Below are 24,297 nucleotides of genomic sequence, written 5' to 3' on the forward strand. Positions count from 1 at the left end.
GGCAGTGATCCAGATAGATTCAAAGTCTGCTATTCAAAGCCTTCTTTACGCATGACCGAAGTCGCGCTAAGTGTGGTACTTCCCATGAACCAAGGGGCAGGCACCCAGGTGACGTTGGCGAACGGAACCGACACGGTAAGCGATATCATATCTCCCGAAGAAGCCGTCGATGGGTCAGGAGTTACTACAACGGTAACCCCTCCCACTGTGGCTCCCTCGGCAAAATCAGTCGCCGCGGTCGTAGCTGAGGCTGTGGTTCCCGAGAGCATCACTGCATCGCGGACTCCCACGCGCGAAGCATTGGTAAGAACCTGCTGGACCATGAGTCCCCGTCCCATCTCGATACTACCTAGTATCAGCATGAAGAATAGGGGAGCGATGAGGGCAAACTCCACCGTGGCAAGACCTTTTCGTGACCCTTTCGAGTTCTGACGCAGAGTGCCCCTGCGAAATACGCTTGACTGATTCCGAATACTTATATTCATGGCTTTTCTCGCTTCATACGCAGAAGTGGCAGAATTATCTGGTACCATCGATTATGTTTCTCTGCCTTCTTCGGACGGAGATTCGATGCACCTGCTTTAGGGGTGACTTGCGTCATAAAGTTTACTTGATCAAAACAGCCGGCGAATAAACATAAGAACTTGTTCCTGATATCGTTGAAGGAATCGTGCCTGGTCCGACCATTGGTGCCGCCTGGATCGTGACATGTTTCTTCGACATGGGGCCGGTAAGTTTTACGTCCATAATGCGAATACCCATCCATTTGACTATCGTGAATACGGCATTGTTACCTGGACCGTTGACTTCGCTGAAGATCGGTATGCAACGCGGCTGACCTCTTATTGCTGCGAGTTCATCCTTAACTCCCGCACTAATGCCGGTATCCCCGTTCAGATAGAGTTTGCCCTCATCATTAAAGGCAATGGAACCTCCCATATAAGCCATGTCGGCAGCACTTATGCCACAGAGGATTTGTCGAGCAATGTCGTTGGTGCTGTTGTTGCTACTCCCGATGTCGACCGTGCCTCGGTTGCCTGGCGAGCCGGTTCCCTGGGGAAATAGATTTACTTCGAGCCAACCATCACTTCCTTCGTAGATGCATTTGGCCTCTTTGTCCCAGCCCCAGTTGTCGTCTCCACTCCCAGCCATCCAACTGTTCCAGGTTTCCAGATCTAAGGCATAAGGGAGCAGATCGATATTCTCGCCGCTGTGAGGAGTAGAGAATCCCTTCACATCTCGAATAATCGCTGCCGTAGCTTCGGCATGGAGTGCAGTTCCCGAGAGGCCAAAGATTCGTCCAAAGAACATTGGGGCTTCCCCATTGAGAGTGCTATCTCGGCGTACTAGCACTCGCACCGCGTTATATGGTTTGGCAGGTGAAGCATTCCCAGTAGTCATTTGTGGGTTGTAAAAATCGTCCACGAATCCGAATACCAGATCTCCTCCTGCAGAGTTACCTGCGTTCTGGTCGAGCAAGGGACCGCCATTAGCAATCTTGTTGCAGGTGGCATAGGTTTGTGCAGTATTTCGTGCGACGCACTCGCTGGTTTGATAGTCGACTTTATCGACCATGTTTTTGCCGTAGTCCCAAACTGTTGCTAGCGCCGTAGCATCCGCAGTTCTCTGTAGTTCTTCCTTGACTGAAAGCACATAGCCAACGTCGACAGAGAAGGCGACCATGCCGAGTACAACCACTGACAAGAGTGCGGCAAGAATCGTGACCGCTCCGCGCCGGGTTTCTTGCAGTTGTTTTCGTTGAAATGACTTGAAATATCGCATTGTTGGGTATCTCCGAGAGTATTGATGTTTCACTTAATGGCTACGGATCAGTCGAGATCCGTATCGATGTCGATCGGCGCAACCAACTCATGGTGTTGACCGTTTCTCGTTACCCAACGCAGTCGTGTTAACGTGAGTGAGGACACCCGATTGCCTGCATAACCTATTCCGGACTGGCCAAGAGAGATCGAAGGGAGATAGGAATTCAAGCGAGTCAGCGGCGATGAAATCGTCAACGAAAAGTCATCGCCGTCAAAACCACCCCAGGACTCACTTTCCCCATCGACAACTTGAAACTTGAGACTACCCTCGTTGAGTGTCAACCGTTGGACCCAAGTGATTACTTCGCCGTCTATTGCCAAAGAGTTCGTACGTTCACCATGTTGCACGTCTCCACAGTAGTCTGAGTTCCAGGCTTGGAGTTGGTATCCCCCCGCTTCAAACTGGGGGTAGCTCCAGTGATTCAATGTAAAAGCAAAAAAATCACCTTCAATGCTACTTGTGGGCGACATAATCATTGTCACCTGAGGAGCCGTTCGGCCAAAATCAGGTCCTCCAACGATCAACTGCCAATGTTCTTCGATCTGCATAACATCCGAATCATTGCCCAAGGCTGTGCCGGCGGATCCCACCACTAGAGTCCAGCAGCAAACGCAGAGGAACTTTTGCGCAGCATTCATCATTGAAGTTTTCATCAGAGTTGCCTCCTGCTGATAGCGAGCGAGTCGCGTATCAACTGCGAAATCAAAAAAGAAAAGAACCGAAAAGGAAAATAGTTGGGGAAGTACGGGCGGGATGAGTTGCTGATTGATGGGAGGGGGAAGTTGGCAATGCTATGTGTCTTGTTTATGAACATCCGAAGAACGGTAAGGTCCCGTTCTCCGTATACCCTTGTGTTGCAGTAACTCTAAGATGAGCGAGGTTTAGGAGTTCTTCTAAGATAACTCTAGTTCAGAATGTGAGGGTATGCGCAGTGGTTTCTGGAAAAGCCAGAGTGAAAACTCCTTGGCCTACCCCGATGTGGCCCAGACGCCACAGATTAGTGCGCAGAAGCAACTAGAAAAAGCAAGGCGGGGAGAAATCTCCACGCTCTGGCGAGCGCAGCTACAGGTCCTCGAATAGTTTTCGAGTCTATTTCACGTCTTCTCGTGAAAACTCGCCATCGACAAGCCGCCAGATACCAGAGGCATTGTGATTCTGCAACTCAACAGGCAAGGCATTGTCGGGCAAATTCTGATAGCAGATCGGTCGCGTGAATCGTAGGATTGCTGCATCGCCGATGGACGTGAAACCGCAGTGGGTGGTTGCCGGGTAAGGACCACCATGGTGCATTGCAGCGCACACTTCAATGCCAGTGGGGAATCCATTAAATACTAGGCGCCCGACATGTCGTTGAAGTTGATGAATCAAGTTGGTATGAGCTGCAAGTTCATTTGGTTCTCCATGGATTGATGCTGTCAGCTGACCTTGAAGATGACGCGCGATCTCCACCATCTGCTCGACCCCTTCGCACCGCAACACCAGAGAAGCGGGGCCGAAGACTTCCTCGGAAAGGGTTTGATGTTGCTCGAAGAGAGCAGCGTTAGCTTCAAAGATAACGCATTGGGCCTGGCGAGTGTCGTTCGTGGGTGCCGGCCCAATTCGTTTGACGCCTTCCATAGCCGCCATTCGTGTCACACCGGCTTGATATCTTTCCAAGATGCCCTCATGGAGCATAGGGGCCGGAGGGACAGATGCTGCTTCACTACCTACCTGTTCGACAAATTGATCGCCCTCTGGTCCCGTTGGCACAAATAGCAGACCCGGATTCGTACAAAACTGTCCTGTTCCGAGCGTAACCGACTGGACGTAGTCTCGGGCGATTTGAGGCGATCGCGATTTAAGAGCGTCTGGCAAGACAAATACTGGGTTGATACTCCCCATTTCTGCATAGACCGGAATCGGATTAGGACGGTTGGCAGCTTCGTTAAACAGGGCACGCCCCCCTCGTAGCGAACCGGTAAATGCGACAGCCTGGGTGAGTGGATGGCGTACCAGGGCCATGCCAACTTCATGGCCCGCGCCTTGGAGCATCGAGAACATACCCATCGGCAATCCGACTTGGGAAATCGACTTGGCGATCAACTCGGTAATCCATTCACAAGTCCCTGGATGCCCTGGATGTCCTTTGACTACTACCGGGCAACGAGCTGCAAAGGCGGAGATTGTGTCCGTACCTGCAACGGAGATCGCCAACGGAAAATTGCTCGCTCCGAATACTGCGACTGGTCCTATCCCAGTCAGCATGGCCCGTACGTCCGGCTTGGGCATTGGTTGACGGCCGGGGTTGCCCCGATCGATCCGCGCCTGTACCCAGGAACCTTCTCTGACTAATTGAGCGAACCGACGCGTCTGCCCTACCGTGCGGGCACGCTCCATCTGCAACCTCTGCATTGGCAGTCCCGTTTCGGAATGAGTACGTTCCAACAGGGACTCATCAGCGGACTCAATACCAGCGGCAATCGTATCTAGCAGGACAGCAATTTGTTCCCGCGGAGCGGCCTGCAACGCATCAAACGATTCCTCAGCGAGCCGCATTGCTTGGTCAACATCCTTCTCGTTTGCTTCTGCAAAGGGCGTAGATAATGGTTCGCCAGTCGCGGCATCCTTGGCTGAAAACTGTTCCGGACAGTCGGCGCACCATGTGCCGCCAATTAAATGAAGGCCAGTCAAGTTCATCATCCTACTCCATTGTGTTCACTAGGCGGCCAATTCCTTCGATGTGAATCTCGACCATGTCGCCAGGGCGAAGACTAAAATCATCGGGAGGTACGATGCCCGTTCCTGTCATCAACAAGCATCCCTTCGGGTGGCTGTTGTCCCGGAACAGGAATTCAACGAGTTCTTCGGGGCTTCGCTTGAGGTTGGCAAGCGTCGTACTTTCTTCAAACACCTTAGCCCCCTCACGACGAATAGTCAGGGAAATCGTCGTTTCTTTCGGTAAGGGATCACGCGTGATGAGTAGCGCCGGTCCAACGGACGCGCAGCGGTCGAATGTCTTAGCCTGGGGAAGATAGAGGGGGTTCTCTCCTTCCAAATCGCGACAACTCAAGTCATTGCCGATCGTATAACCTATGATCTTGCCCTTGCTGGAAACGGCCAACGTCAGTTCTGGTTCAGGGACGATCCACTTCGAGTCCTTCCTCAGATGCATTGCCTGACCAGTGCCCACCGTCCGGTGAGGCGTGGCCTTGAGAAACAGCTCTGGTCGCTTCGCAGCATATACCCTGTCATAGAAGTCACCCCCGCCGGCAACCTCGGACTCTTCCATGCGGGCGGTGCGGCTGCGGAAATAAGTCACTCCTGCAGCCCAAATTTCTTGGCTCACCAGCGGTGGAAGTGGCGAGTGAATTGCATTGAGCAGTGCAGGATTCGGTACTGAGTTTTCCACGACCGAAGCCAAGCGATCTGCCAGTACATCGTCATTTACCAAATCATCCCATTCACCTTCGGTTGCATAGGCCTGGCCATCCTGAATCGTGACCGCTCCCTTGTCGGTTCTGTAAAGCAGCATCGTATCGACTCCAAAGAGTGATCCACAGGAGAAATGGCAAGAAGATAATTTCGGCACATTATAAATGAGCGTGATTCGATCGTAAACGCTCCAGCCGCACATATTGTGATCTAATTCTTTGTGGTCTACGATGGGCACTTCTTCTCAGTATCTGACTGCTTTTTCTCCAAGAGAGTTTGTCCTTTGGCTACCTGGTATCCACTATTCGTGTTGGCTGTTGGCTTATTGGTGGTCATCGGTGGAATCGTTGCGTTGCGAATCAATGCATTCATGTCGCTGATTACCGCGGCGATTACTGTGAGCTTGATGTCACCGGGTGATTGGGACGAGAAGATTTCTCGCGTCGCGGAGGCTTTCGGTGCAACTGCCGCAGGGGTGGGCATTGTGATTGCGTTGGCGGCCATTATTGGCAAAGCAATGATGGATAGTGGGGCGGCCGATCGGATCGTACGATCTTCGCTGGCATTGTTTGGCGAACGGCAAGCTGCAACCGCCCTCATGGCAAGCTCGTTTACGCTGGCGATCCCCGTATTCTTTGATACGGTCTTTTATCTACTCGTGCCACTTGCAAGATCTATGTATCGGCTTACTGGCAAGCACTATGTCAAATACTTGGTTGCTGTTGCTTCCTGTGCCTCGGCTCACGCCTTAGTGCCACCCACACCCGGGCCCGTGTTAGTCGCTTCGGAATTGGGTGTCGACTTGGGAGTGATGATTCTTGTCGGCTTCGCTGTAGCGATGCCAGCAGCGATTGCGAGCCTGATGTTCGGGGTGTGGATCGATCGCAGGGTGGACGTTGCTCCCCCTCCAATCGGCCCGGAAGAGGAGGCTCCACCTGAAATCACTCTCGGCGAATTGCCAGGTCTTCTAATCTCAATGCTGCCCGTCCTCTTGCCGGTCCTTCTTATCGCTACCAGAACGATTATGGACACTTTTGCGCCAGCTGATGCGCTGGAAGACTTCCGCGACTTGATGTCGGTGCTCGGCAATCCAAACATGGCACTCTTGCTGTCGGCTGGAATTTCCGTGATCACCTACTGGTATTATCGCCGCCCATCTCGGGCTCAACGAGCCGAATCCTTGGAAGCTGCTTTGATGAGTGGTGGTGTGATCATCCTAATTACTGCCGCCGGAGGGGCCTTCGGCGCCATGCTGAAGGCTGCCCAGCTCGCACCCGCGATCCAATCGCTGTTCGGTGATTCGGCAGCTACCGGATATGGCCTCTTGTTTTTGGCGTTCAGTGTCGCGGCACTTATCAAGTTCGCCCAAGGGTCCAGCACAGCAGCGATGATCGTGACAGCAGGCATGTTCGCAGCACTGTTGGATTCAGCTTCACTCGGATATCACCGTGTTTACGTTGCCACAGCAATTGGGAGCGGCTCGTTGGTTGGCTCGTGGATGAACGACAGCGGATTTTGGATCTTTGCCAAGATGGGTGGACTCAGCGAACTGGATACACTGAGAACCTGGACGCCGCTACTGGCCTTGCTTGGCTGTGTCAGCATGGCGATGACCGTGTTGCTTGCCACTCTGCTGCCGCTGGTCTAAGTTGCATGGAGACGACCGAATCACAATCAATCGGTAATTTCTTTCTGTGGAGATATCATGGCGGCCGACAACCCGTTCGAAACGGACGACCCGTCGATCTACGATGTACAAACGACTGCCGCTGGACCAAGTGGCACGTTGCCCTTTACCGAATCGATGCTCCTGGATCGACCAAGTGGCGACTTGTTCGGTTGGAGTCAAGACGCCGGGATGGGCTGGGATCCTGCTCTGTTGGGAAGAGACGAATTCCTGGTACTCAGCACCATGGGGGGGCTACGCAGCCCCGACGGCAAGCCCATCGCTTTGGGCTATCACACAGGCCATTGGGAAGTTGGCCTGCTGGTTGAAGCTGCGGCGCGTGAAATCAAACATCTCGACGGAGTTCCCTTTGCCGCATTCTGCTCTGATCCTTGTGATGGTCGGACCCAGGGTACTAGTGGCATGTTTGATAGCTTGCCCTATCGAAACGATGCCGCGATTGTTCTTCGGCGGCTGATTCGCTCGCTGCCAACTCGAAAAGGACTCATCGGAGTGGCGACCTGTGATAAAGGTCATCCAGCGATGATGATGGCCTTGGCCGGTTGCGGAGATCTGCCGTCGGTGCTCGTGCCCGGTGGTGTGACTTTGCCTCCCACCCAGGGCGAAGATGCGGCGAAGATCCAAAGCATCGGAGCAAGATTCTCACATGGAATGCTCACGCTCAGAGAAGCGGCAGAGCTTGGTTGCCGTGCTTGTGCGACTCCTGGAGGAGGTTGTCAGTTTCTCGGTACAGCGGCCACATCCCAAGTGGTAGGTGAAGCGATTGGCCTCTCAGTGCCTCATTCAGCTCTAGCGCCATCGGGTCAGCCAATCTGGCTCGACCTCGCTCGTCGCTCGGCTCAGGCGGTCGTTCAGCAATCAAAGCACGGCGTTCGCCTACGCGACATTCTTACCGACTCCGCAATCCACAACGCCATGGTGGTGCATGCTGCCTTTGGCGGGTCAACGAACCTTCTGTTGCATGTGCCGGCAGTGGCCCATGCGGCGGGTCTTCGGCGCCCCAGCGTTGCTGATTGGATTGAGGTAAACCGCCAAACTCCACGACTGGTGAGTGCGCTTCCCAATGGTCCCATCGATCACCCAACGGTTCGCGTATTCCTAGCCGGCGGTGTGCCAGAGGTCATGCTCCACCTACGAGAGTTGGGTTTGTTGAAACTCGACGTCCTGACCGCAGGCGGCATTTCCCTCGCCGAATCGCTTGACGCCTGGGCTTCCAGTGAGCGCCGAGCGAAACTGCGACAGCACTTGCGAGACCGCGATGGGGTTGATCCAGACGAGGTCATCTTCCCGCCCGCCGCTGCCGTGAGCCGCAAGATTCCGCGAACCCTTGTCTTCCCAATAGGAAACATTGCCCCAGAGGGCTCCGTGGTGAAGGCTACTTCGATTGACCCTTCCCTGATCGTGGAAGGTCACTATTTGCACACCGGACCGGCTCGTGTGTTTACGTCGGAAACTGCTGCGATTGCTGCGATCAAGGGAAAAGGTGAAAGGTCGATCAAGGCGGGCGACGTGCTCGTCTTGGCTGGGTGCGGTCCTTCAGGGACCGGCATGGAAGAGACCTATCAATTGACCGCCGCGCTGAAGTATCTGGAATGGGGCAAACATGTCCCGATTATCACAGATGCCCGGTTTTCGGGAGTTTCAACCGGTGCTTGCTTGGGGCACGTTGGTCCGGAAGCACTAGCCGATGGTCCGATCGGCAAGTTGCTCGACGACGATCTGATCGAGATCGCTATCGATCTAGATAATGGTACAGGGTCCGTCAATCTGATTGGCCACCGCGATCAGGTACACGACGCCTCTTGGGGACTATTGCAACTCGCTAGCCGCCAACAGCGCGACGACTTGGGAGCAGCAGAAGGACTGCCAACAGACACAAGACTATGGTCAGCCCTACAACGTCTTAGTGGCGGTACCTGGGGTGGATGCGTCTATGACTCAGAAGCGATTCTTGCCAAGCTCGCAACGATTCCATAGGCCAACCAGATCTCGCTAGCTCGTTACCACACCAAGAAGCTTTGCTTGGAGAAGATCGTGACCGCAGCGATCTCGCCGAAGTCGTAATCGGTCGCGTTCTGGCCACCGGCCAGTTCCACTCCGAGTACCAAGTCTTTGACTTCAGTTGTGGTCACATCGTTCGGGATGACAAAGGGTCCGGGCTGCTCACCCAAGAAACCGCCGTGAGAACCGATGCGGTCTTTGCCATCCTTGTAAGGGCTTGGCTGAGTTTCGATAATCCGATACATGCCGGGAGTTAAGTTATCAAATCGATACGATCCATTGGAAGCGGTTGTCGTTGTACGAGTCACAGCTGCACCAGTGATGTCAGTGCCCTTTACTGTGATCACGACGTTGCTCAGAGGACGCTCTCCGGAATCAAAGACCCCGTTGTCGTTCTTGTCGACATACACAGATCCCGAGAGGCTTGCTGGGTCGATCTTTACTAGCGTGGTTTCGTCATCGTCATTGTTATTGAGATTGGTCTCTTGTTCGTTGCCTTCCACGTGAGCCACATTCAGGAGGGTACCAACAAAGCTCTGGTTCACGTTTACGTCAATCGTAATCGTGCGAGTCGCGCCGCTTGCCAGATTGCCAATGGCGAATTCCAGTTCCCGACCGTTTATCGAAGCGGGTGTTAGAGATGCACCAACATAGGTCACTCCAGTGGCCGGGAGCGTATCGGTCACGACGACCCCAGTAGCGTTGGAAGGGCCGTTGTTGACAATCTCAAGCGTGTAAGTGAACGAACTGCCTGGTTCGACCGGGTCTCGGCTATCGATCTTGGTAATTGCCAAGTCGATGCGAGGTGTGACCGGGTTGGAAACCGAGTCGGTATTATTGGAGAGATTAACTTCTTTCGGGGCAGCCACCGTAGCGGTATTGACCAAGGTTCCCGTGGCATCGTCCGAGGCCAGCGCCTGGATGGTGATAATCACCGTAGCGCCCGGCTGCATCGTCCCGAGGTCAGCGGTGACGACACCTCCGGAATGTTGCAACGTAACACCCGGAATGCTCACGGTTCCCGAGACAAACGAGGCGAAGGAAGGAAGCGTGTCGGTAAAGGTCGTGCCGGCTGCCGCGGAAGGACCGGAGTTATCAATTTTGATAGAGTAATTGAGTGTTTCTCTGGGCGCGACTGAGGTCTGTTGCACCGACTTGTCCAAGGAGAGATCAAAACCGAAGAACCCGAAATCGACCGTCAAATTGGAATTGCTATTCGCATCACCATCGTTGGTAGGTTCAGCTGCACCAGTGAGCGTGAGCGCTTGGCTTACGACTCCAGCACCTGCCAGTGGAGTGCCATTGTCGTCGTTGTTGATATTGTTGTCTGGATCTGCAGCGAGTGAACTACCCAAACTGGAAGTTAAACCATTGAGTTTGCCTCCCGTGATGAAGTTCGTCGGATCGACTTGGGCAATGTATTTACCGGGCAACAAATCAGAGAACAAATAATTCCCGTTGGAGTCGGTTGTCGTCGAACCCATCAGGGCGTCGACTCCGCTGGTATAGCTGTTGTCGCCGTTAGTGTCCTCATACAGATTGAGTTTTACACCTGCAATGCCCACCTCGCCCGTGTCAAAGAGGCCATTGTCGTCGATGTCGGCCCATACCTTGTCACCCAGACTCAGGCGGGGCGAAGCTGTAAGATTCACGCGTTTCGTGGTACGACCGACGAGTCCTACTAGTGACACCTGTCCGTCGACAGCCGAGACACCTTCGAAGGTGAGTTCCAAAGCACCCACATTGGAGAAATCGGCACCGCTGCCGCTCTTGGCAATGGGCACATCGTCAAAGCGGAATACCGCCTGGCCGGTTGCCGCACCACCTGCAGATTGGGGAACCGTGGTGGTAAATTCCGACCAGTTGTTCGCATCCGTATAAATCCGCAGCTTGATCTTGGCGTCGGGATGGTCGGCACCTGAAGTGAGTGCGATCCCGGTCATGGTGTTCCCATTGTATTGGGTGAGGTCGTAGCCTCCCAACCCGGTGGCATCCACGTTGAGTGCATTGCCGTCGGCCCCATCCCATACGATTTTGGCGTTGCCAGTTACCGTGGAATCGCTCGACAAGCGAAGCAATCCATCTCCGTTCTTTGCTGCCCCGCTAATGAGCGACACAGAGGACCATGGATCATCACCCTGGGTGAGTTCGACGAACATGTCGCGCTCTCCTCCCAGGACTCCACCGTCCGTTTGTGTCGAGTTCTGGTTAGCAGGTAATGGAGGTGAGGCTTCGACAATTTGTGTCGATTTGAAATCATCGATTTTCGGTCCGACTACACCCTCGGCTTCTGCTAGAGAAATGACCACCTTCTGCGTGTCCGTGCCCGGCTTGAACTGCAACTCGGCAGGTAGATCTACCTTGACGAAGTACGTCCCCGCTTCAACTCCAATAAAGGCATATTGGCCCAGCGAATTTGTCTGGTTGGTGGCAACCTGCACATCGCTGGCGTCGAATGTGCCGTTTCCACTGTCGCGATAGAGGGTCACAGCTGCGCCGGCAATCACCACGTCATTGCTCGAGTCGCCGTCACCCTGCAAATCGGTACGAACCGTACCGATGATCTCGGCCATATCTGCGGCAAGCATTTGGCGAGCTTCAAGTGTTTCGAATTTCAAATTGGATCGTCGCAACGATCGATGCTGGTTTTTGCGGCCATTGGTGCGGGTGCGAACCGGGAACTTCGAAAACTTTGGGCCTTGAGCAGCCATAGAAATTACCTCACGAGTGCTAGCAAACCTGTCACGAAAAGAGCAGTCCGTGAGAGATGTATCGGCAGATTACACCCTGGTAGTTCACCAGGAGTACTCACCCCCGAGGTTGAATCCCTGAATCAGCATATTTGTCTCGTTAAAGACGAACTGCGGTCGGAAGGGGGGGATGACAGCGTTAGGCTCTTCGCCAAATCTCGGTACCAGGGTGCCGTTGATTTCTCGATCGATTTGGTCGCCGGGGCGCACCACATCGGTCCAGTACAGGAGGGTATATCCTCCGATCAACTTGAGATTAGGCGTCAGCTTGTAGCCAAGATTGAGATTGATTTCAGGAATCATGCAGAAGCTATCACGTTCATAGTCACCAATATTTGAGACCTGCGCTAGCAATCCACCCTCTTGTGGAGGGGGAGGGTCGTTTTCGACAGGAGTCAGTGTCGTTTGGCCAGCAATCGAAACTTTCTGGTGGTTGTTGCCGATGCCGATTTTCGACAGCACGCTCAACGACCAGCGGTTGCGCTCGATTCCCCAATCGAATCCAAGCTCGCCTCCAGTGAAATCATTGCTAGTGCTGAAGCGATCCAACACAGTCGTGCGAGTTCCATTCGGGGGAAAATCGTCCGGAAGAATAATATCGGGGTCGGTTACGTTTACTTCCAAGTCTTCGAATATTTGAAGCTGCTCTTGCAACCCGTACCAACGGAAACCAAGTAGGAAGTCAACATAGCGGCGATCACCACAAACGGGGCCGCAGCAACTTCCACAGCCGATAGGTCCGCAACCGCAGTCGATCCCTCCACCGCAGGCAATTCCTGCACCACAGCCACCAACGCAGTCACCGCAGCAGATGTCGGCAGCGCCGCATCGGCACAGATTATGACGAAGTCTAAAGCCAGCGCCTTGAAATTCACTGCTAGATGTCACGGTCACGTCGCCATTGAGCAGCGCCGACGAAACCTGTTCGGCCGCTTCTCGAGGCGGCAGGAAGACCATTTCATCTTCGTCGTCCAAGAAGAAAGGAACGAGCTCGAAATAGGGGCGGGAGATAATCGGAGTTCCGTCGACACCCCCTGCGGTGAATGATTCATCGATCGTGCCCAAGTAGAGGTAGTCTGCTTCGAGGGCCTGCTTGCGCTCGTCGTCGATCCAGGAACCTAAGGAGACACGGAAGCCACTACGAGAATCTTCAAGGATGGGGTTGCCACCATAGAGTATCGAGGTGTCTGGAAAAGTGAGACGTGGATAGTTGGGATTTCCAGGTTCGACTCCTGGATTGGGGAGAATGGCTCCTAGTTCCGTTTCGTCGGTAGTTGTTGTCACCAGTGGCGGCGTATCCATGCCGTCGAACCACCAGAGCAAGTATTCACCACGTAAGTAAACGCGACTGGGTTGCCAGACGCCTGCTCCACAGCCTCCGAGTACGTCGCATCCCAAATGGCCACCATCGGGGTAACCACCTAAATGGAATCCTTCGTCGCCCAGGTACAAGGGGTCGCCATCGAATGAACCATCGTAGGAATATGTTTCTTCCATCGCTATCGCTGAATCAGAATCGTCGGCTGGGGTCGGTTCGAGCAGCGCTTCCCCTTCCTCAGTGCCCGCAGGAATGGGCTCTTGGAATGCCGCAAGCTGTACGCCATTGCTCGTCTTAGTATTGGAAAGGCTTGGCAGCATCAGTTGTGAAGCGAGCAAGACATCGCCCGTGTCGTGCTTCACCCCCACGACTTTGCCTAGATAAGGCTTCAAATCAACTCGGTCGACCGGCTCGACATAGCGGAGCACGCCCCCATAGCGATCAACCAAGGCATAGGGAGGGGTCCCTTCCGACTCGCTGGAATTACGCACAAGCTTCGCTTGCAGTTTCGGCTGGTTCGCAGGCCTCGTTCTAGAGACCCTCCGTGCCGAGTAATTTCCACCACGGGAAACTGGGGCCGGGTTATCAAAAATGGCATCTAGCATATTCCCAGCGGCACGATCGGTTTCGTTCGTCCGATTCGTCCCATTGGCGGAAGACCTCTGCTGTTGGGCATCAGCCGCCTGAAGCGAAAAAGCAAATAGCAAGAGATACGCAGCGCCGAGCACGGCGTACGATTGGTATCGCGCGACAGTCATGTGTTCGTCCTTCCCCGTGCACCTGCGCAGACAATCAGTCAGTTCAGGCCAATCGGGACTGGATAAGGTGGTAGTAGAGAAGAGGTAGTCACGAAAAGCGGCAGGGTTGTAGCAAAGTGGGGAATCCCCTGGCAAGAGCAATTTTTCCAGCGGATCGATCTTCGCTTGCAAGATTCTGTGGAAGACGAAAATAGGGGCTATGAAGTAGCTCGGTTAGCATGTCTGATAGGTAAGAAGTTGCTATCATGATCGGACTGCGATTGGTCAGTTAATGGCCATGGATGAGGGTTAAGCGGTGATAGCATTCCCATCGAACTGAGATTTTGGAGTAAACGAAGAAAAATGAAACTGAAACATTCCAAAGATGTGCCACGTAATAAGGTGGATATGGAGGGGGCTGACGGGTGCCAAGTGCAGATACTCGTCGGCAAGGATGAAGAGGCCCCGAATTTTGTGATGCGTCAATTTGAAGTCGCTCCGGGGGGCCACACCCCAAGACATTTTCATGACTACGAGCACGAGATTTACGTCGTCGAAGGAAGTGGCACTGTTCTCGAAGGGGACGTGGAGCATCCCCTTGAGCAAGGCGACGTGGTGTTTGTCTCGCCTGAGGATGTCCACCAGTTCAAGAACACAGGTTCCGTTCCACTGAAGTTCCTTTGCCTGATTCCCAACTCTGCTACCGGCAAGAACGTCACTGTTGTGCCAGAGTGCGGGTTGGAATCTTGAGAAGAATCACAGTGGATTCAATCATAGTAGCCGCTGGCGGAAGCCCGCGGTTTTCTCCATGGCAACCATTGGCTTCCGCCAACGGCTATGACAAAAACGGATGAGTAAGGCGCACGTCGAATCTGAGATTGAATCACTCCGCGAGGAGATTCGCGGCCATGATGCGCGATACTACGGGGAGGCCGCGCCGACGATCACGGACCTCGAGTACGATCGGCTCATGGATCGGCTCAAGGAACTTGAAGCCGCACATCCTGCTCTGGTGACGCCGGATAGTCCCACGCAACGAGTAGGTGGAGCGCCGGTCGACGAATTGAACTCGGTGCGGCATCTGGTGCCGATGATGTCGATCGACAACACCTACAGCCTTGAGGAACTTCGTAGGTATGGCGAGCGGACGGCGAAGTTGCTGCCGGATGAGAGCATCGAGTGGGTCGTGGAACTCAAGATTGATGGCGTGGCCATGTCACTCATCTACGAACAAGGACAACTCACTCGTGGCGTCACACGGGGTGACGGCACCACTGGCGACGATGTCACTCACAATGTCCGTACCGTGCTGGGGGTCCCTCTGCGGCTTGCTGGCGACGGGTTTCCGCCGCTGGTCGAAGTTCGTGGTGAGATCTACATGACCAATGCGGATCTGGTGAGACTCAACGAGAAGCGTCAGGAGCAGGGGCTCGAAGCTTACTCAAACACACGGAATGTTACGGCTGGAAGTATACGCCTGCTAGATCCACGAATCTGTGCCGAGAGGCGACTGCGACTCTTTTGCCACGGTGTGGGCCAAGTCGAAGGTCTTCATGCGACGACACACATGGAGTTTCTCAAACAGCTTGGTGATTGGGGGTTGCCGGCAACACCGCACGTCGAATGTTTTCCTGACTTTGAGGCAGCGATCACACATTGCGAGGGGCTTATCGAACGACTTCACGAACTCGATTTCGAAGTCGACGGACTCGTGTTGAAAGTGAATCGGTTCGATCAACGCGGGCGGTTGGGTGCCACCAGCAAGAGCCCCCGCTGGCTGATCGCTTACAAGTTTGAGAAATACGAGGCCGTAACGCGGCTCAATGAAATCCGCGTCCAAGTTGGCAAGACGGGCACCATCACTCCGGTGGCGGAACTGGAGCCGGTGGAACTCGCTGACACGACAGTAAGTCGAGCCAGCCTGCACAATGCCGACGAGATCGCCCGGAAAGACGTGCGCGAGGGCGATACGGTTGTGGTTGAGAAGGCGGGGAAGATTATTCCGCATATTTTACGGGTTGAGACTCACTTGAGGCCTGAAGGGACAAAGCCATTTCTTTTTCCGACACACTGTCCCGAGTGCGAGAGTGAATTGGTGAAAGACGAGGGGGGCGTCTATATTCGTTGTCCAAACCTCGCCTGTCCCGCTCAGCTGCGCGAACGGTTGCAATATTTTGCGAGTCGAACCGCGATGGATATCGAGGGACTAGGCGAAAAGCTGATTGACCAACTTGTCTCGACGGGACTGGTGAAGCGTTTTGCAGATTTGTACGATTTGACCGTTGAACAACTCGCCCAGCTCGAACGGATGGGGCAGAAGTCAGCTCAGAATGTGGTGGACGCGATTCGAGAAAGTAAGTCACGCTCATTTGCCAGGCTGTTGAACGGGTTGACGATCCGCCACGTCGGAACCCGTGTAGCATCCATTCTTGCTGAGCAATTTCAGACGATGTCTGCATTGCAGGCGGCGACTATCGAACAATTAAGCCAAGTAGAAGAGGTCGGTCCGATCATCGCTGAGAGCGTCTACAGTTTTCTACACAACGAAAACGGAATCGAAACGATCAACGGCTTGGAAGAGGCTGGCGTTAGTATGGGGATGGTAAAAGAGCAGACCACTGCCCCACAGCATCAGCCGTTTGCCGGAAAGTCGTTTGTCGTCACTGGGAAGTTAGAAAACTATACTCGTGATGAGATCCAATTGCTGATAGAGCAATATGGCGGAAGAGCGACCAGTAGCGTCTCTGCGAGCACGGACTACCTGGTCGCAGGTGAAAAGGCCGGAAGCAAACTTGCCAAGGCCCAGGAGCTAGGCGTCGCCGTGCTTACCGAAGAAGAGTTCCATGCGCTCTGTGCCGGCGAGTGAAGTACTTTGTCATTCCTAAAGATTGCGCTCAACTCCAAAAAAAGTCCTAACAAAGCCCTAATTCGTTTTACGGATCGCAGCATTCACTTCCGGTGAAATCGCTACGCCGAGTTGCTCAGCGCGGCGGATGAGTTGGCGGGCTTCCTCATGTGCGCCTTGCTGCCACAACAGTAGACCCAGATTGTAGTTGAGTTGTGGGGCATCAGGATGCACCGCGAGCCCTGCACGATAGGCCCGCTCGGCTTCGGCATTCATGCCCAATTGAGCTAGCAGGCCGCCATAGTTGGCACTTGCTGCGGGGTCTCCTGGTTTGAGATCTAGGGCACGTTGATAGGCTTCCAGTGCCGAGTCGACAGCCCCCAACACGTAGTAAGTATTGGCAAGCTGTAACTGGGAAGTGAAATGTTGCGGGTCGAGTTTCTGTGCTCGCGATAGAAACGTGATTGCGCGCATGGGTTTGTTTAACTGGAATTGCGTAAGCCCCATCTGATAGTTCAGTTCAGCAGACTCCGGACTGATTTGAAGTGCATCTTTCAAAGGTACCAACGCGCGTTGGGGGTCTCCGGCGGCATTGAGCGAAGCGCCCAGTGCGGCCAAGACTCTCCAGTTGTCGGCATTGTCAGCGGCGAGGAAGCTTGCCAGTTCGACCGCTTGGTGGTGATGGCCGTCGCGGTTGAGTAATTGAATCTTTCCCAATTCTCCGATGAGAGAATCTGGGAATCGCTCTGCGATCGTTGTGTACAGCGTTGCTGCTTGTTGAGTTTGGTTCTGATCGAGATAAAAGTCCGCCAATTGTTCGTAAGGTTCGGCCGACTCGGAGCCCAGTTCAACTGCGAGCTTCAGTTCGACTTCAGCTTGTTCTTGCTCGCCCAGGCGGTGGAGTACCGTCCCCAGATCGCAATGATGCGACCATTGATTCGGAGCGATGGCGATGGCCTTTTCGAACTGCCGCTTGGCTTCCTGCAATCGGTTGCCCAGCAGATAGGCTAGACCCAAATCAGCGTGGGCAGTGTGAGAACGCTCACGAAGGGCCAAGGCTTTCTCGGCGTGGAGTATGGCCTGTGGGGCATTGCCTTTGGACAATGCATTGCGACTGAGCAAGGCGTGGCATTCGGGAAGATTAGGTGTTAGCGCAGCCAAGGCGACTAAACGCTCGGAAGGGCCGTCCTCAGGTTCAAGCAGCAAGCGCCTGCGCTCAGCGAATAGCAGACCCGCCATGATGGCAAGTAGTAATGCCCATTTGGCCGCATGGATTGCCGCCGGTACAGTGATCATCGGCGGGGCATCGCTCGTTGGAGTCTCGACTAAATTCTCCTGTGTCTTGCGTTCACTTACTTTCCAGATGAAGCCGTCAAAGTAGAAATGGAGAAACGAAGAAGTCACGAAAGCGGCGATAAGCCACTGGTAGGCATTCTCGGTTCCTGCGGTGAAAATGTAGGCATTGGCGTCCACCGTGAAGTAGCGAATTGAGCTATATGCCGCAATTGCTGCCAAGTAGAGGCCCAACATGCTCCATCGATCTTCGAAGAGAAAACCCAATGGTCCGAAGCGATTGCCGGCGCGGTTGAAGAGGCGCTTGTTGTAGATCCATACGATCGCGTAGTACTGGACGGCGTGGTAGATCTCGAACATCGCAATGCCAATCAAGAGATTGACCGAGAGTCGTCCCGTGTACCAGAAGAACCAACCAGTCGTACCGATTAGCAATAGTTTGACCCAAGAGATCGGATAGCCGGCTTTATGCAGTCGTAGGAGGTTCACCAGATAGCCAATCAGGACCGCGATCAGCGCTCCGCCAATCAGCAGCCGCGCCCAATCGAGCCAGACGGGACCAAATATAGGAAGGCCAGACTCCCACATCGTTTTGGCAATGCCGAACATGCGGGCATCGCTGAACACAACACCAGCAACAAACACAGTCAGGCAGAGCCAATGATCGAGACGGGCAGTCAAGCGATCGGTCACTCCCCGTCGCAGGTCGTAGATGCGCATGAAACCGTATGTTTGCATCAATCCGTGCCAAGTGCCCCAAATCAGCAAGACCAACTCTAGTCCGTGGAGATGTCGCCAAGGAAGGTGGAGCCACTGAGCCAATCCGCTGGGAGGCGTAAAGCAGAGAGCCATAGCGAACACCAGAGGAGGCACGAAAAGAAAACGCATGCGATATCGCGCAAAAAGCTCTCGATCGCCGTACGCCCTCATGAAGCCTGGCAGATGATGTCCCAGGGAAGCAAATGATATCACCGCCAACGAAACTTGCTCGGGGGTGAGCCACTGACGCACCAGAACCAATATGACCGGTACAATCAGTATTGGCGTGACTACGACGTACGTCATGTCCCACCAGGGAGAGATGATCCAGCTCTGGTGGCGGGCTTTGGCGGTTGGAGAAAGTTGCGTTGTAGACACGGATTTAAGCGATCTGAGTGAAATCGGGGGCCTATCTCCAAGTATTGCACCCTTCCCCGCTGCGTCCTCCCGCTGATGGGGAGAAAACTGAGAAATCGGCTCCCAAAATGGCATATTGGCCAATCATTCAAGACATAGGCGGCAAAACCGACCGATTTGGCGGGGACATTCATGAAAATGTTGGCAATTGGCGTGCGCCAGTTTATGCTGGAGAGACCGGCTGAATTATTGTCAATTCAGCCAACCCTTCGTAATTCAAGCCCTGCGATCAGCTGGGGCTTCAAGAAACCAAGTAGTCCTCGGCTTCTGAAAAGGTTGTACTGTCATGGCGTCCGCCCAAATGATGAAATGGTATCTGGTATTGGCAATCATGGTCTTGGGAACTGCCGTAAGTGGGCAGCATTCAAGAGCTGATGAACCTGCTGCTGAGACGGCACCGGCGCTCGATGTGTTCGATGCCATCGACCAAGGCGTGATCGACGCAAAGTTCATCGCTCGCGATAGTCAGCGCGGCCGATTGTTCTTGACTAACAAGACCGATGAACCTGTTGATGTGCTCATTCCCGATGCCTTTGCTGGAGTTCCCGTCATGCATCAATTTGGCGGTGGTGGAGGTGGTGGCGGTTTGGGCGGCGGCGGCGGCGGGCAGCAAAGTGTCGGCGGCGGCGGCGGCGGTCGAGGCGGCGGTGGTCGAGGCGGCGGTGGTCGAGGCGGCGGTGGCGGACGCTTCAATGTTGCCCCTGAAAAAGTCAACACGATCGACGTCCCACTGTTGTGTCTGGACCATGGTCTTCGGGATCCTTCGTCGAACAAGCCTTATGAAATTCGTCCCATCGAAGATGTTGTCGCCGACCCCGCTGTGATTGAAATTGTGGCTGCCTATGCCAATGGTGACCTGCAGCCTGCTGCAGCGCAAGCAGCAGTCTGGAATGTGAATAGCAATGTAAGTTGGCAAGAACTTGCCGCCAAACTCACGGGCACGGCCCGCCAAGTTGTGCGAGATCCGTATTTCTCTCCTGCTGAGATCAAGAACGCAATGGCGATCGTCGCTGGAGCCCAGCAGGCAACTGCCGGCCAAAAGGTAGAACGTCGCAACTGGAAACCCGTCAGCGAGAGAAATCCAGACGGCGAGAAAGATGCCACACCGGAGAAATTGGATATTCCCGAAACTGTCGGTCCACAAAGCGACCAATCGGCGGACAACAGCTAACACAACCGGAACCAGCGCGGAATTGGACCGATTCCATCCGTCTCGCTACGCCGCGTGACTCCAGCAGGCACGTTCAGCGGCCAGCAGCCGCTGCAGTTCGTGTTGGTACTCTGCTTGTTGGGCTTGCCAGTTTAGCTCGGCTTCTTCGTAAGTGCGCTGCTGGGCATCGAGTTCTTGCTCGCGGGCGACCAGTCGGGCTGCCCGTTGTTCGAGGTCTTGCTCGCGGCGGTCCAGCCACAACTGTAGGTCTTGACGCTGATTGGCCAATTGGGAGTGTTCCGTAGCCAGTTCGCTACGCACGGATTCCAATTCCCGATGGCGACGGCTTGCTTCGTCCGCTGCCAACTGAAAATGGTCGGCAAGTCGCACACGCAATTGCGATATGGAACGCGACAAGGTTGCCGGTGCGAGCACGCCTTGTAGTTGCAACCAGGTTTCTTCCGTGGCCAGCCGGATTTCCAACACTTCTCGTTGCGCACTGCGCAATTCTTCTTGCAATTGCTCGAGCGCGTCCTGACGTTGGTCCAGCATCGCTTCACGGCGGTCGATTTCCTGCTCTCGCCGTGCCAGCTGCAGACTGGTAGTTTCCTTTTCTTTCGCCAACCGCTTGCGCTCTGTAGTGACATGGTTTTTGAACTTCAGCTCTTGATGCTCAAGTTCTGAACGCTGCTCTGCGAGTTGCACCTGTTGTTCGGCCAACATCGATTCAGCGGCTGTGAGATTTGCCGCTCGCTGCTCGAACAAGTTGGCTGTTTGTTGCAGCTCCACCATTTTCTGCTCTGTGACACCGAGTCGTTCAAATCGTTGCAGAGCGGTCTTGATTTCTTGTTCCCGGAAGCGAATACGGCGATCTTGTTCTGTGGCGTCGCACAGCTTGTACTCCACTTCTTGCTGGATGCGCCCGAGTTCAGCACGTTGGAATTCTAGCTCGCTACTCTCTTCTCCCAATCTTAGTTCCCAAGCTCGCAGATCTTCCAGGCGTTTGTTTAGTTCAGAATCTGCGTCGTGGATTCTCGTCGAACGCTGCTGCAAGGAGACTTCGGTCGTCGTAATTTGTTCCATTTGCTTGTACAGCTGCGCTTCGCGGGCATCCATTTCCCGATGGCGTTCTTCACAAGCAAGCTTTGCTTCGGTGAACTCTTCCTCTTTCGAACAGCAGAGAGCCGTCTTTAGTTCGAGTTCATTGAGTTTCTCAGTCAGCTCGCTTTGAGCAAAGTCGAGTTCGGCCTGTAGTTTGTCTAGTTGTCGCTCACGCTCTTCAAGTTTGAGCGATTTCTCGACACTGGCCTCGTGCTGGCCTTTGTCGACAGCGAATTTGCCTTGACTGTTTAGATCAGAGGCACGTTCTTCGAGTTCCGCTTCCCGCGCGTCGAGCTCACTTTCCCGTTCGTCAAGCCACAATCGAGCACTGCGAATACGGCTTTCCAGTTCGGCCTCGTGCCCATTGAGCGCAGACTCTCGGTGATCTAGTTCGGTCAGTCGCGATTGGAGTCGCTCTGCCAGATCGGCAGCATGGCGGCTGAGGGCTTCGGGTGGCGCTCCCGCGGCAAACAACTCATCGATGCCAAATTCATCCCCTTCGTCGCTCTGCGCACCAATTTCCACCGAGGCACGACTGGGAACAGCTGCCACACCGCGAGATACCGGATGAGCCGAATCGACTCGCATCTCGCGCTGAGGACTTGCGCCTTCAGTGATACTGCCTTGCTCTGGATTGTTCGCTGCCATGGGAGAGATGCCCGCTAATGCTGGAGGAGGAGGCAGAGTTTCGCCAATTGGCAAACTTTACCTAAACGTCACATCGGCACATTGGCGTGCTGAGTTCAATTAGGCTAGAGAAAAGCTCGCATTAACCAGCACTGCTAGCACCAGTAACAATAATAGCCGCTGGCGGAAGCCCGTGGTTCCGTCAGCGGCTAATCGTTGACTTTAAGCATGATGGATAGATGCCAGAGTTTAAGCCTTGGCGGCGTCAATCGCTTCTTGCAAACGATTCTTGGGCTGCACCCCAACGAAACGGTCGACGACTTCGCCGTCCTTGAAGATCATGATCGTAGGGATGCTGCTTACGCCATAGCTCTGGGCCGAGGAGGGGGCATCATCCACGTTGAGTTTCATCACTTTGGCTGAACCGGCATTCTCGCCAGCCAACTCTTCAACGAGTGGCGCGATTTGACGGCATGGCCCACACCAAGGCGCCCAAAAATCGACGAGCACGGGCTCGGAAGATTTCAGCACTTCGGCATCAAAATTGGTGTCATTGATTTCTGCTACAGCACCCATGATTATCTCCTTGTTTCTGGATAGTGATGACATCTCTCGTGTCAATCAGGCCATCCTACTTGATACTCTACCTATCTGGTTCTGGTGGACATCGGCATACAAATTGGCAAATCTGCACAAACTTGCGTGAAACCGATTGCTTCAAGATTATTGGCATACTTTTCGCGACTGTCAACGAACCCTCCAGTGCATTGCCGAAACCCGGGCGATGCTAGATACTTGGGAGGATAGCCCGATTGAGCCCCATTCTTGGACACCCGGGGCGTAGATCATCTTACTCAATACATTTCTCGATTTTTGGAGAATAAAACCATGGCCCGCACACCCAGCAATATGCTTCCCCTAGGTACTCAGGCTCCTGACTTCTCGCTCATGAACGTTGACGGCAAGACAGTCTCGCTGAGTGATTTCTCCGGCGCCCCTGCCCTGTTGATAATGTTCATCTGCAATCACTGTCCTTTTGTCAAACACATCGCCGACGAACTTGCCAGGTTGGGACAGGAGTACACTAGTAAAGGAGCGGCAGTCGTAGCAATCAATTCCAACGACGTGGCCAACTACCCCGGGGACTCTCCCGAGCAAATGGTCGCCGAGGCCGAGGAGCGTGGCTATGTGTTTCCCTATCTCTACGACGAGACCCAGGAAGTCGCCCAGGCGTACAAAGCAGCCTGCACTCCCGACTTTTTTCTGTTTGATAGTCAGCATCAATTAGTCTATCGGGGCCAACTCGACGCGAGTCGTCCCGACAGCGGAATCCCCGTGACGGGTGCCGACCTGAGAGCTGCGCTTGATGCCGTGTTAGCTGGGAAGAAGCCCAGCGCAGATCAGACTCCCAGTTTGGGCTGCAATATCAAATGGAAACCGGGGAATGAACCGGGGTGAAAAATTGGTGATCCAAATACCTCACCTTCATGACTAGCAAGCCAACACACCGGCGGCTAGAACTTGTTGCTGGCCATTCTATAGTCTCGTTTTTGAAAGAGCCAAAAATGAAGAAACTACTCGCAGTAGTCGGAATCCTGTTAGCTCTGATAGCGGTCGGCATTTTCTGTGTTTTCTTCATCACCAGTGGTATCGTGGAAACGGCGGACGGCTTTTTCCAACAGGTGGCGGGCGGCAACATAGTGGAGTCTCGCGACTACCTGGCAGAAGAGTTTAAGGCGGCTACAACTCAAGATGAGTTGAAAACTTTCCTCACCGAATCAACTTTGGTCGATTTCAAGGAGGCCAGTTGGAATAGTCGGTCTGTCGCCAATGGATCCGGCGAATTGGAGGGGACCGTGCTGACGAAGACTGGTGGTTCAATTCCCCTCAAGATCAGCTTTGTTAAGGAATCAGGTGCCTGGAAGATCTACGGTATTCAAAAAAAAGATGCAGGACTGAACACAGAAGCTACCAACGATGTGGCTATTCCAACGAAGGCAGAGGCGGCCGTTTTGATCAAAGAAACTACGCAAGACTTTGCCGCTGCCATCAACGCGAAAGACTACACTCAGTTTCACGCCGGGTTGTCGAGGGAGTTTCAAGAACAAGTGCCGCTAGAAAAGTTCAACGAGATCTTTTCAGTATTCATCGATTCAGCAGTCGATCTCTCCGTGCTGGAGAAACTTGAGCCGATGTTCACCGCCGAACCAGCGATGTCAGCAGAAGGCGTATTGGCATTAGAGGGATATTTTCCGTCGAAGCCTTCGCGTGTCAAGTTTTCGTACAAGTATGTATGGCGTGATAAAAAGTGGGAATTGCTGGGGATCAATGTCGATATCGAACCCGTCGATTAGAGACAATGAGTCATGTATGTAGC

17 protein-coding genes are annotated in these 24,297 nt (G+C 54.0%); 7 read left to right on the forward strand and 10 right to left on the reverse strand.

Going from position 1 to position 24,297, the window contains the following annotated elements; genetic code table 11:
• Positions 1-29: 29 nt before the first annotated feature.
• The 5 genes from Pr1d_RS06755 to Pr1d_RS06775 form a co-directional block, all read right to left on the reverse strand.
• The gene (locus Pr1d_RS06755) at positions 30-485 is read right to left on the reverse strand and encodes a TadE/TadG family type IV pilus assembly protein (protein WP_148072823.1); all 456 of its coding nucleotides are present in this window, start codon (positions 483-485) and stop codon (positions 30-32) included.
• A 121-nt stretch (positions 486-606) separates the two neighbouring features.
• Positions 607-1,782 carry a TadE/TadG family type IV pilus assembly protein gene (locus Pr1d_RS06760; RefSeq protein ID WP_148072824.1) on the reverse strand — a complete coding sequence of 392 codons (1,176 nt, stop codon included), beginning with the start codon at positions 1,780-1,782 and terminating at the stop codon, positions 607-609.
• A 47-nt stretch (positions 1,783-1,829) separates the two neighbouring features.
• Positions 1,830-2,477, reverse strand: coding sequence for a hypothetical protein (locus tag Pr1d_RS06765; RefSeq protein WP_148072825.1), 648 nt, complete (start codon positions 2,475-2,477; stop codon positions 1,830-1,832).
• Between the two features lie 436 nt (positions 2,478-2,913).
• On the reverse strand, positions 2,914-4,494 hold the full coding sequence (locus Pr1d_RS06770; RefSeq protein WP_210417908.1) for an aldehyde dehydrogenase (NADP(+)): 1,581 nt from the start codon (positions 4,492-4,494) through the stop codon (positions 2,914-2,916).
• 10 nt (positions 4,495-4,504) lie between these two features.
• The gene (locus Pr1d_RS06775; protein WP_210417909.1) at positions 4,505-5,473 is read right to left on the reverse strand and encodes a fumarylacetoacetate hydrolase family protein; all 969 of its coding nucleotides are present in this window, start codon (positions 5,471-5,473) and stop codon (positions 4,505-4,507) included.
• Positions 5,474-5,518: 45 nt separating this feature from the next.
• Here Pr1d_RS06775 and Pr1d_RS06780 point away from each other — a divergent pair, with 45 nt between their 5' ends.
• Together Pr1d_RS06780 and Pr1d_RS06785 are read left to right on the forward strand one after the other, a co-directional pair.
• Positions 5,519-6,883 carry a GntP family permease gene (locus Pr1d_RS06780; protein WP_168205097.1) on the forward strand — a complete coding sequence of 455 codons (1,365 nt, stop codon included), beginning with the start codon at positions 5,519-5,521 and terminating at the stop codon, positions 6,881-6,883.
• Positions 6,884-6,940: 57 nt separating this feature from the next.
• The gene (locus tag Pr1d_RS06785; protein WP_148072828.1) at positions 6,941-8,899 is read left to right on the forward strand and encodes a YjhG/YagF family D-xylonate dehydratase; all 1,959 of its coding nucleotides are present in this window, start codon (positions 6,941-6,943) and stop codon (positions 8,897-8,899) included.
• 23 nt (positions 8,900-8,922) lie between these two features.
• On the opposite strand, the gene Pr1d_RS06790 is transcribed toward Pr1d_RS06785, so the two are convergent.
• Both Pr1d_RS06790 and Pr1d_RS06795 read right to left on the reverse strand, forming a co-directional pair.
• The gene (locus Pr1d_RS06790) at positions 8,923-11,634 is read right to left on the reverse strand and encodes a DUF11 domain-containing protein (protein WP_148072829.1); all 2,712 of its coding nucleotides are present in this window, start codon (positions 11,632-11,634) and stop codon (positions 8,923-8,925) included.
• A gap of 84 nt (positions 11,635-11,718) precedes the next feature.
• On the reverse strand, positions 11,719-13,749 hold the full coding sequence (locus tag Pr1d_RS06795; protein ID WP_148072830.1) for a BBP7 family outer membrane beta-barrel protein: 2,031 nt from the start codon (positions 13,747-13,749) through the stop codon (positions 11,719-11,721).
• Positions 13,750-14,091: 342 nt separating this feature from the next.
• Between Pr1d_RS06795 and Pr1d_RS06800 the strand changes: the two genes are divergently transcribed.
• Positions 14,092-14,478: a cupin domain-containing protein gene (locus tag Pr1d_RS06800; protein ID WP_148072831.1), complete on the forward strand. Its 387-nt coding sequence runs from the start codon at positions 14,092-14,094 to the stop codon at positions 14,476-14,478.
• 100 nt (positions 14,479-14,578) lie between these two features.
• A complete protein-coding gene (gene ligA / locus Pr1d_RS06805) occupies positions 14,579-16,594 on the forward strand; it encodes an NAD-dependent DNA ligase LigA (protein WP_148072832.1) in 2,016 nt (671 codons plus the stop codon).
• A gap of 57 nt (positions 16,595-16,651) precedes the next feature.
• Here ligA and Pr1d_RS06810 read toward each other — a convergent pair whose 3' ends face one another.
• Entirely contained in the window at positions 16,652-19,003 is a 2,352-nt protein-coding gene (locus tag Pr1d_RS06810; RefSeq protein WP_168205098.1) for a tetratricopeptide repeat protein, read from the reverse strand.
• Positions 19,004-19,328: 325 nt separating this feature from the next.
• Here Pr1d_RS06810 and Pr1d_RS25695 point away from each other — a divergent pair, with 325 nt between their 5' ends.
• Complete coding sequence (locus Pr1d_RS25695; protein ID WP_168204973.1) at positions 19,329-20,213, forward strand: hypothetical protein; 885 nt, start codon at positions 19,329-19,331, stop codon at positions 20,211-20,213.
• Between the two features lie 45 nt (positions 20,214-20,258).
• On the opposite strand, the gene Pr1d_RS06820 is transcribed toward Pr1d_RS25695, so the two are convergent.
• Together Pr1d_RS06820 and trxA are read right to left on the reverse strand one after the other, a co-directional pair.
• Positions 20,259-21,941 (reverse strand): coiled-coil domain-containing protein, encoded by a 1,683-nt coding sequence (locus Pr1d_RS06820; RefSeq protein ID WP_148072835.1) that lies wholly within the window; start codon positions 21,939-21,941, stop codon positions 20,259-20,261.
• Between the two features lie 228 nt (positions 21,942-22,169).
• Positions 22,170-22,496: a thioredoxin gene (gene trxA, locus Pr1d_RS06825; RefSeq protein WP_168205099.1), complete on the reverse strand. Its 327-nt coding sequence runs from the start codon at positions 22,494-22,496 to the stop codon at positions 22,170-22,172.
• Between the two features lie 312 nt (positions 22,497-22,808).
• Between trxA and Pr1d_RS06830 the strand changes: the two genes are divergently transcribed.
• Positions 22,809-23,378, forward strand: coding sequence for a thioredoxin family protein (locus Pr1d_RS06830; protein ID WP_148072836.1), 570 nt, complete (start codon positions 22,809-22,811; stop codon positions 23,376-23,378).
• Between the two features lie 107 nt (positions 23,379-23,485).
• Positions 23,486-24,274 carry a hypothetical protein gene (locus Pr1d_RS06835; RefSeq protein WP_148072837.1) on the forward strand — a complete coding sequence of 263 codons (789 nt, stop codon included), beginning with the start codon at positions 23,486-23,488 and terminating at the stop codon, positions 24,272-24,274.
• Positions 24,275-24,297: the final 23 nt, after the last annotated feature.

It is taken from the genome of Bythopirellula goksoeyrii (assembly GCF_008065115.1).
Classification (GTDB): domain Bacteria; phylum Planctomycetota; class Planctomycetia; order Pirellulales; family Lacipirellulaceae; genus Bythopirellula; species Bythopirellula goksoeyrii.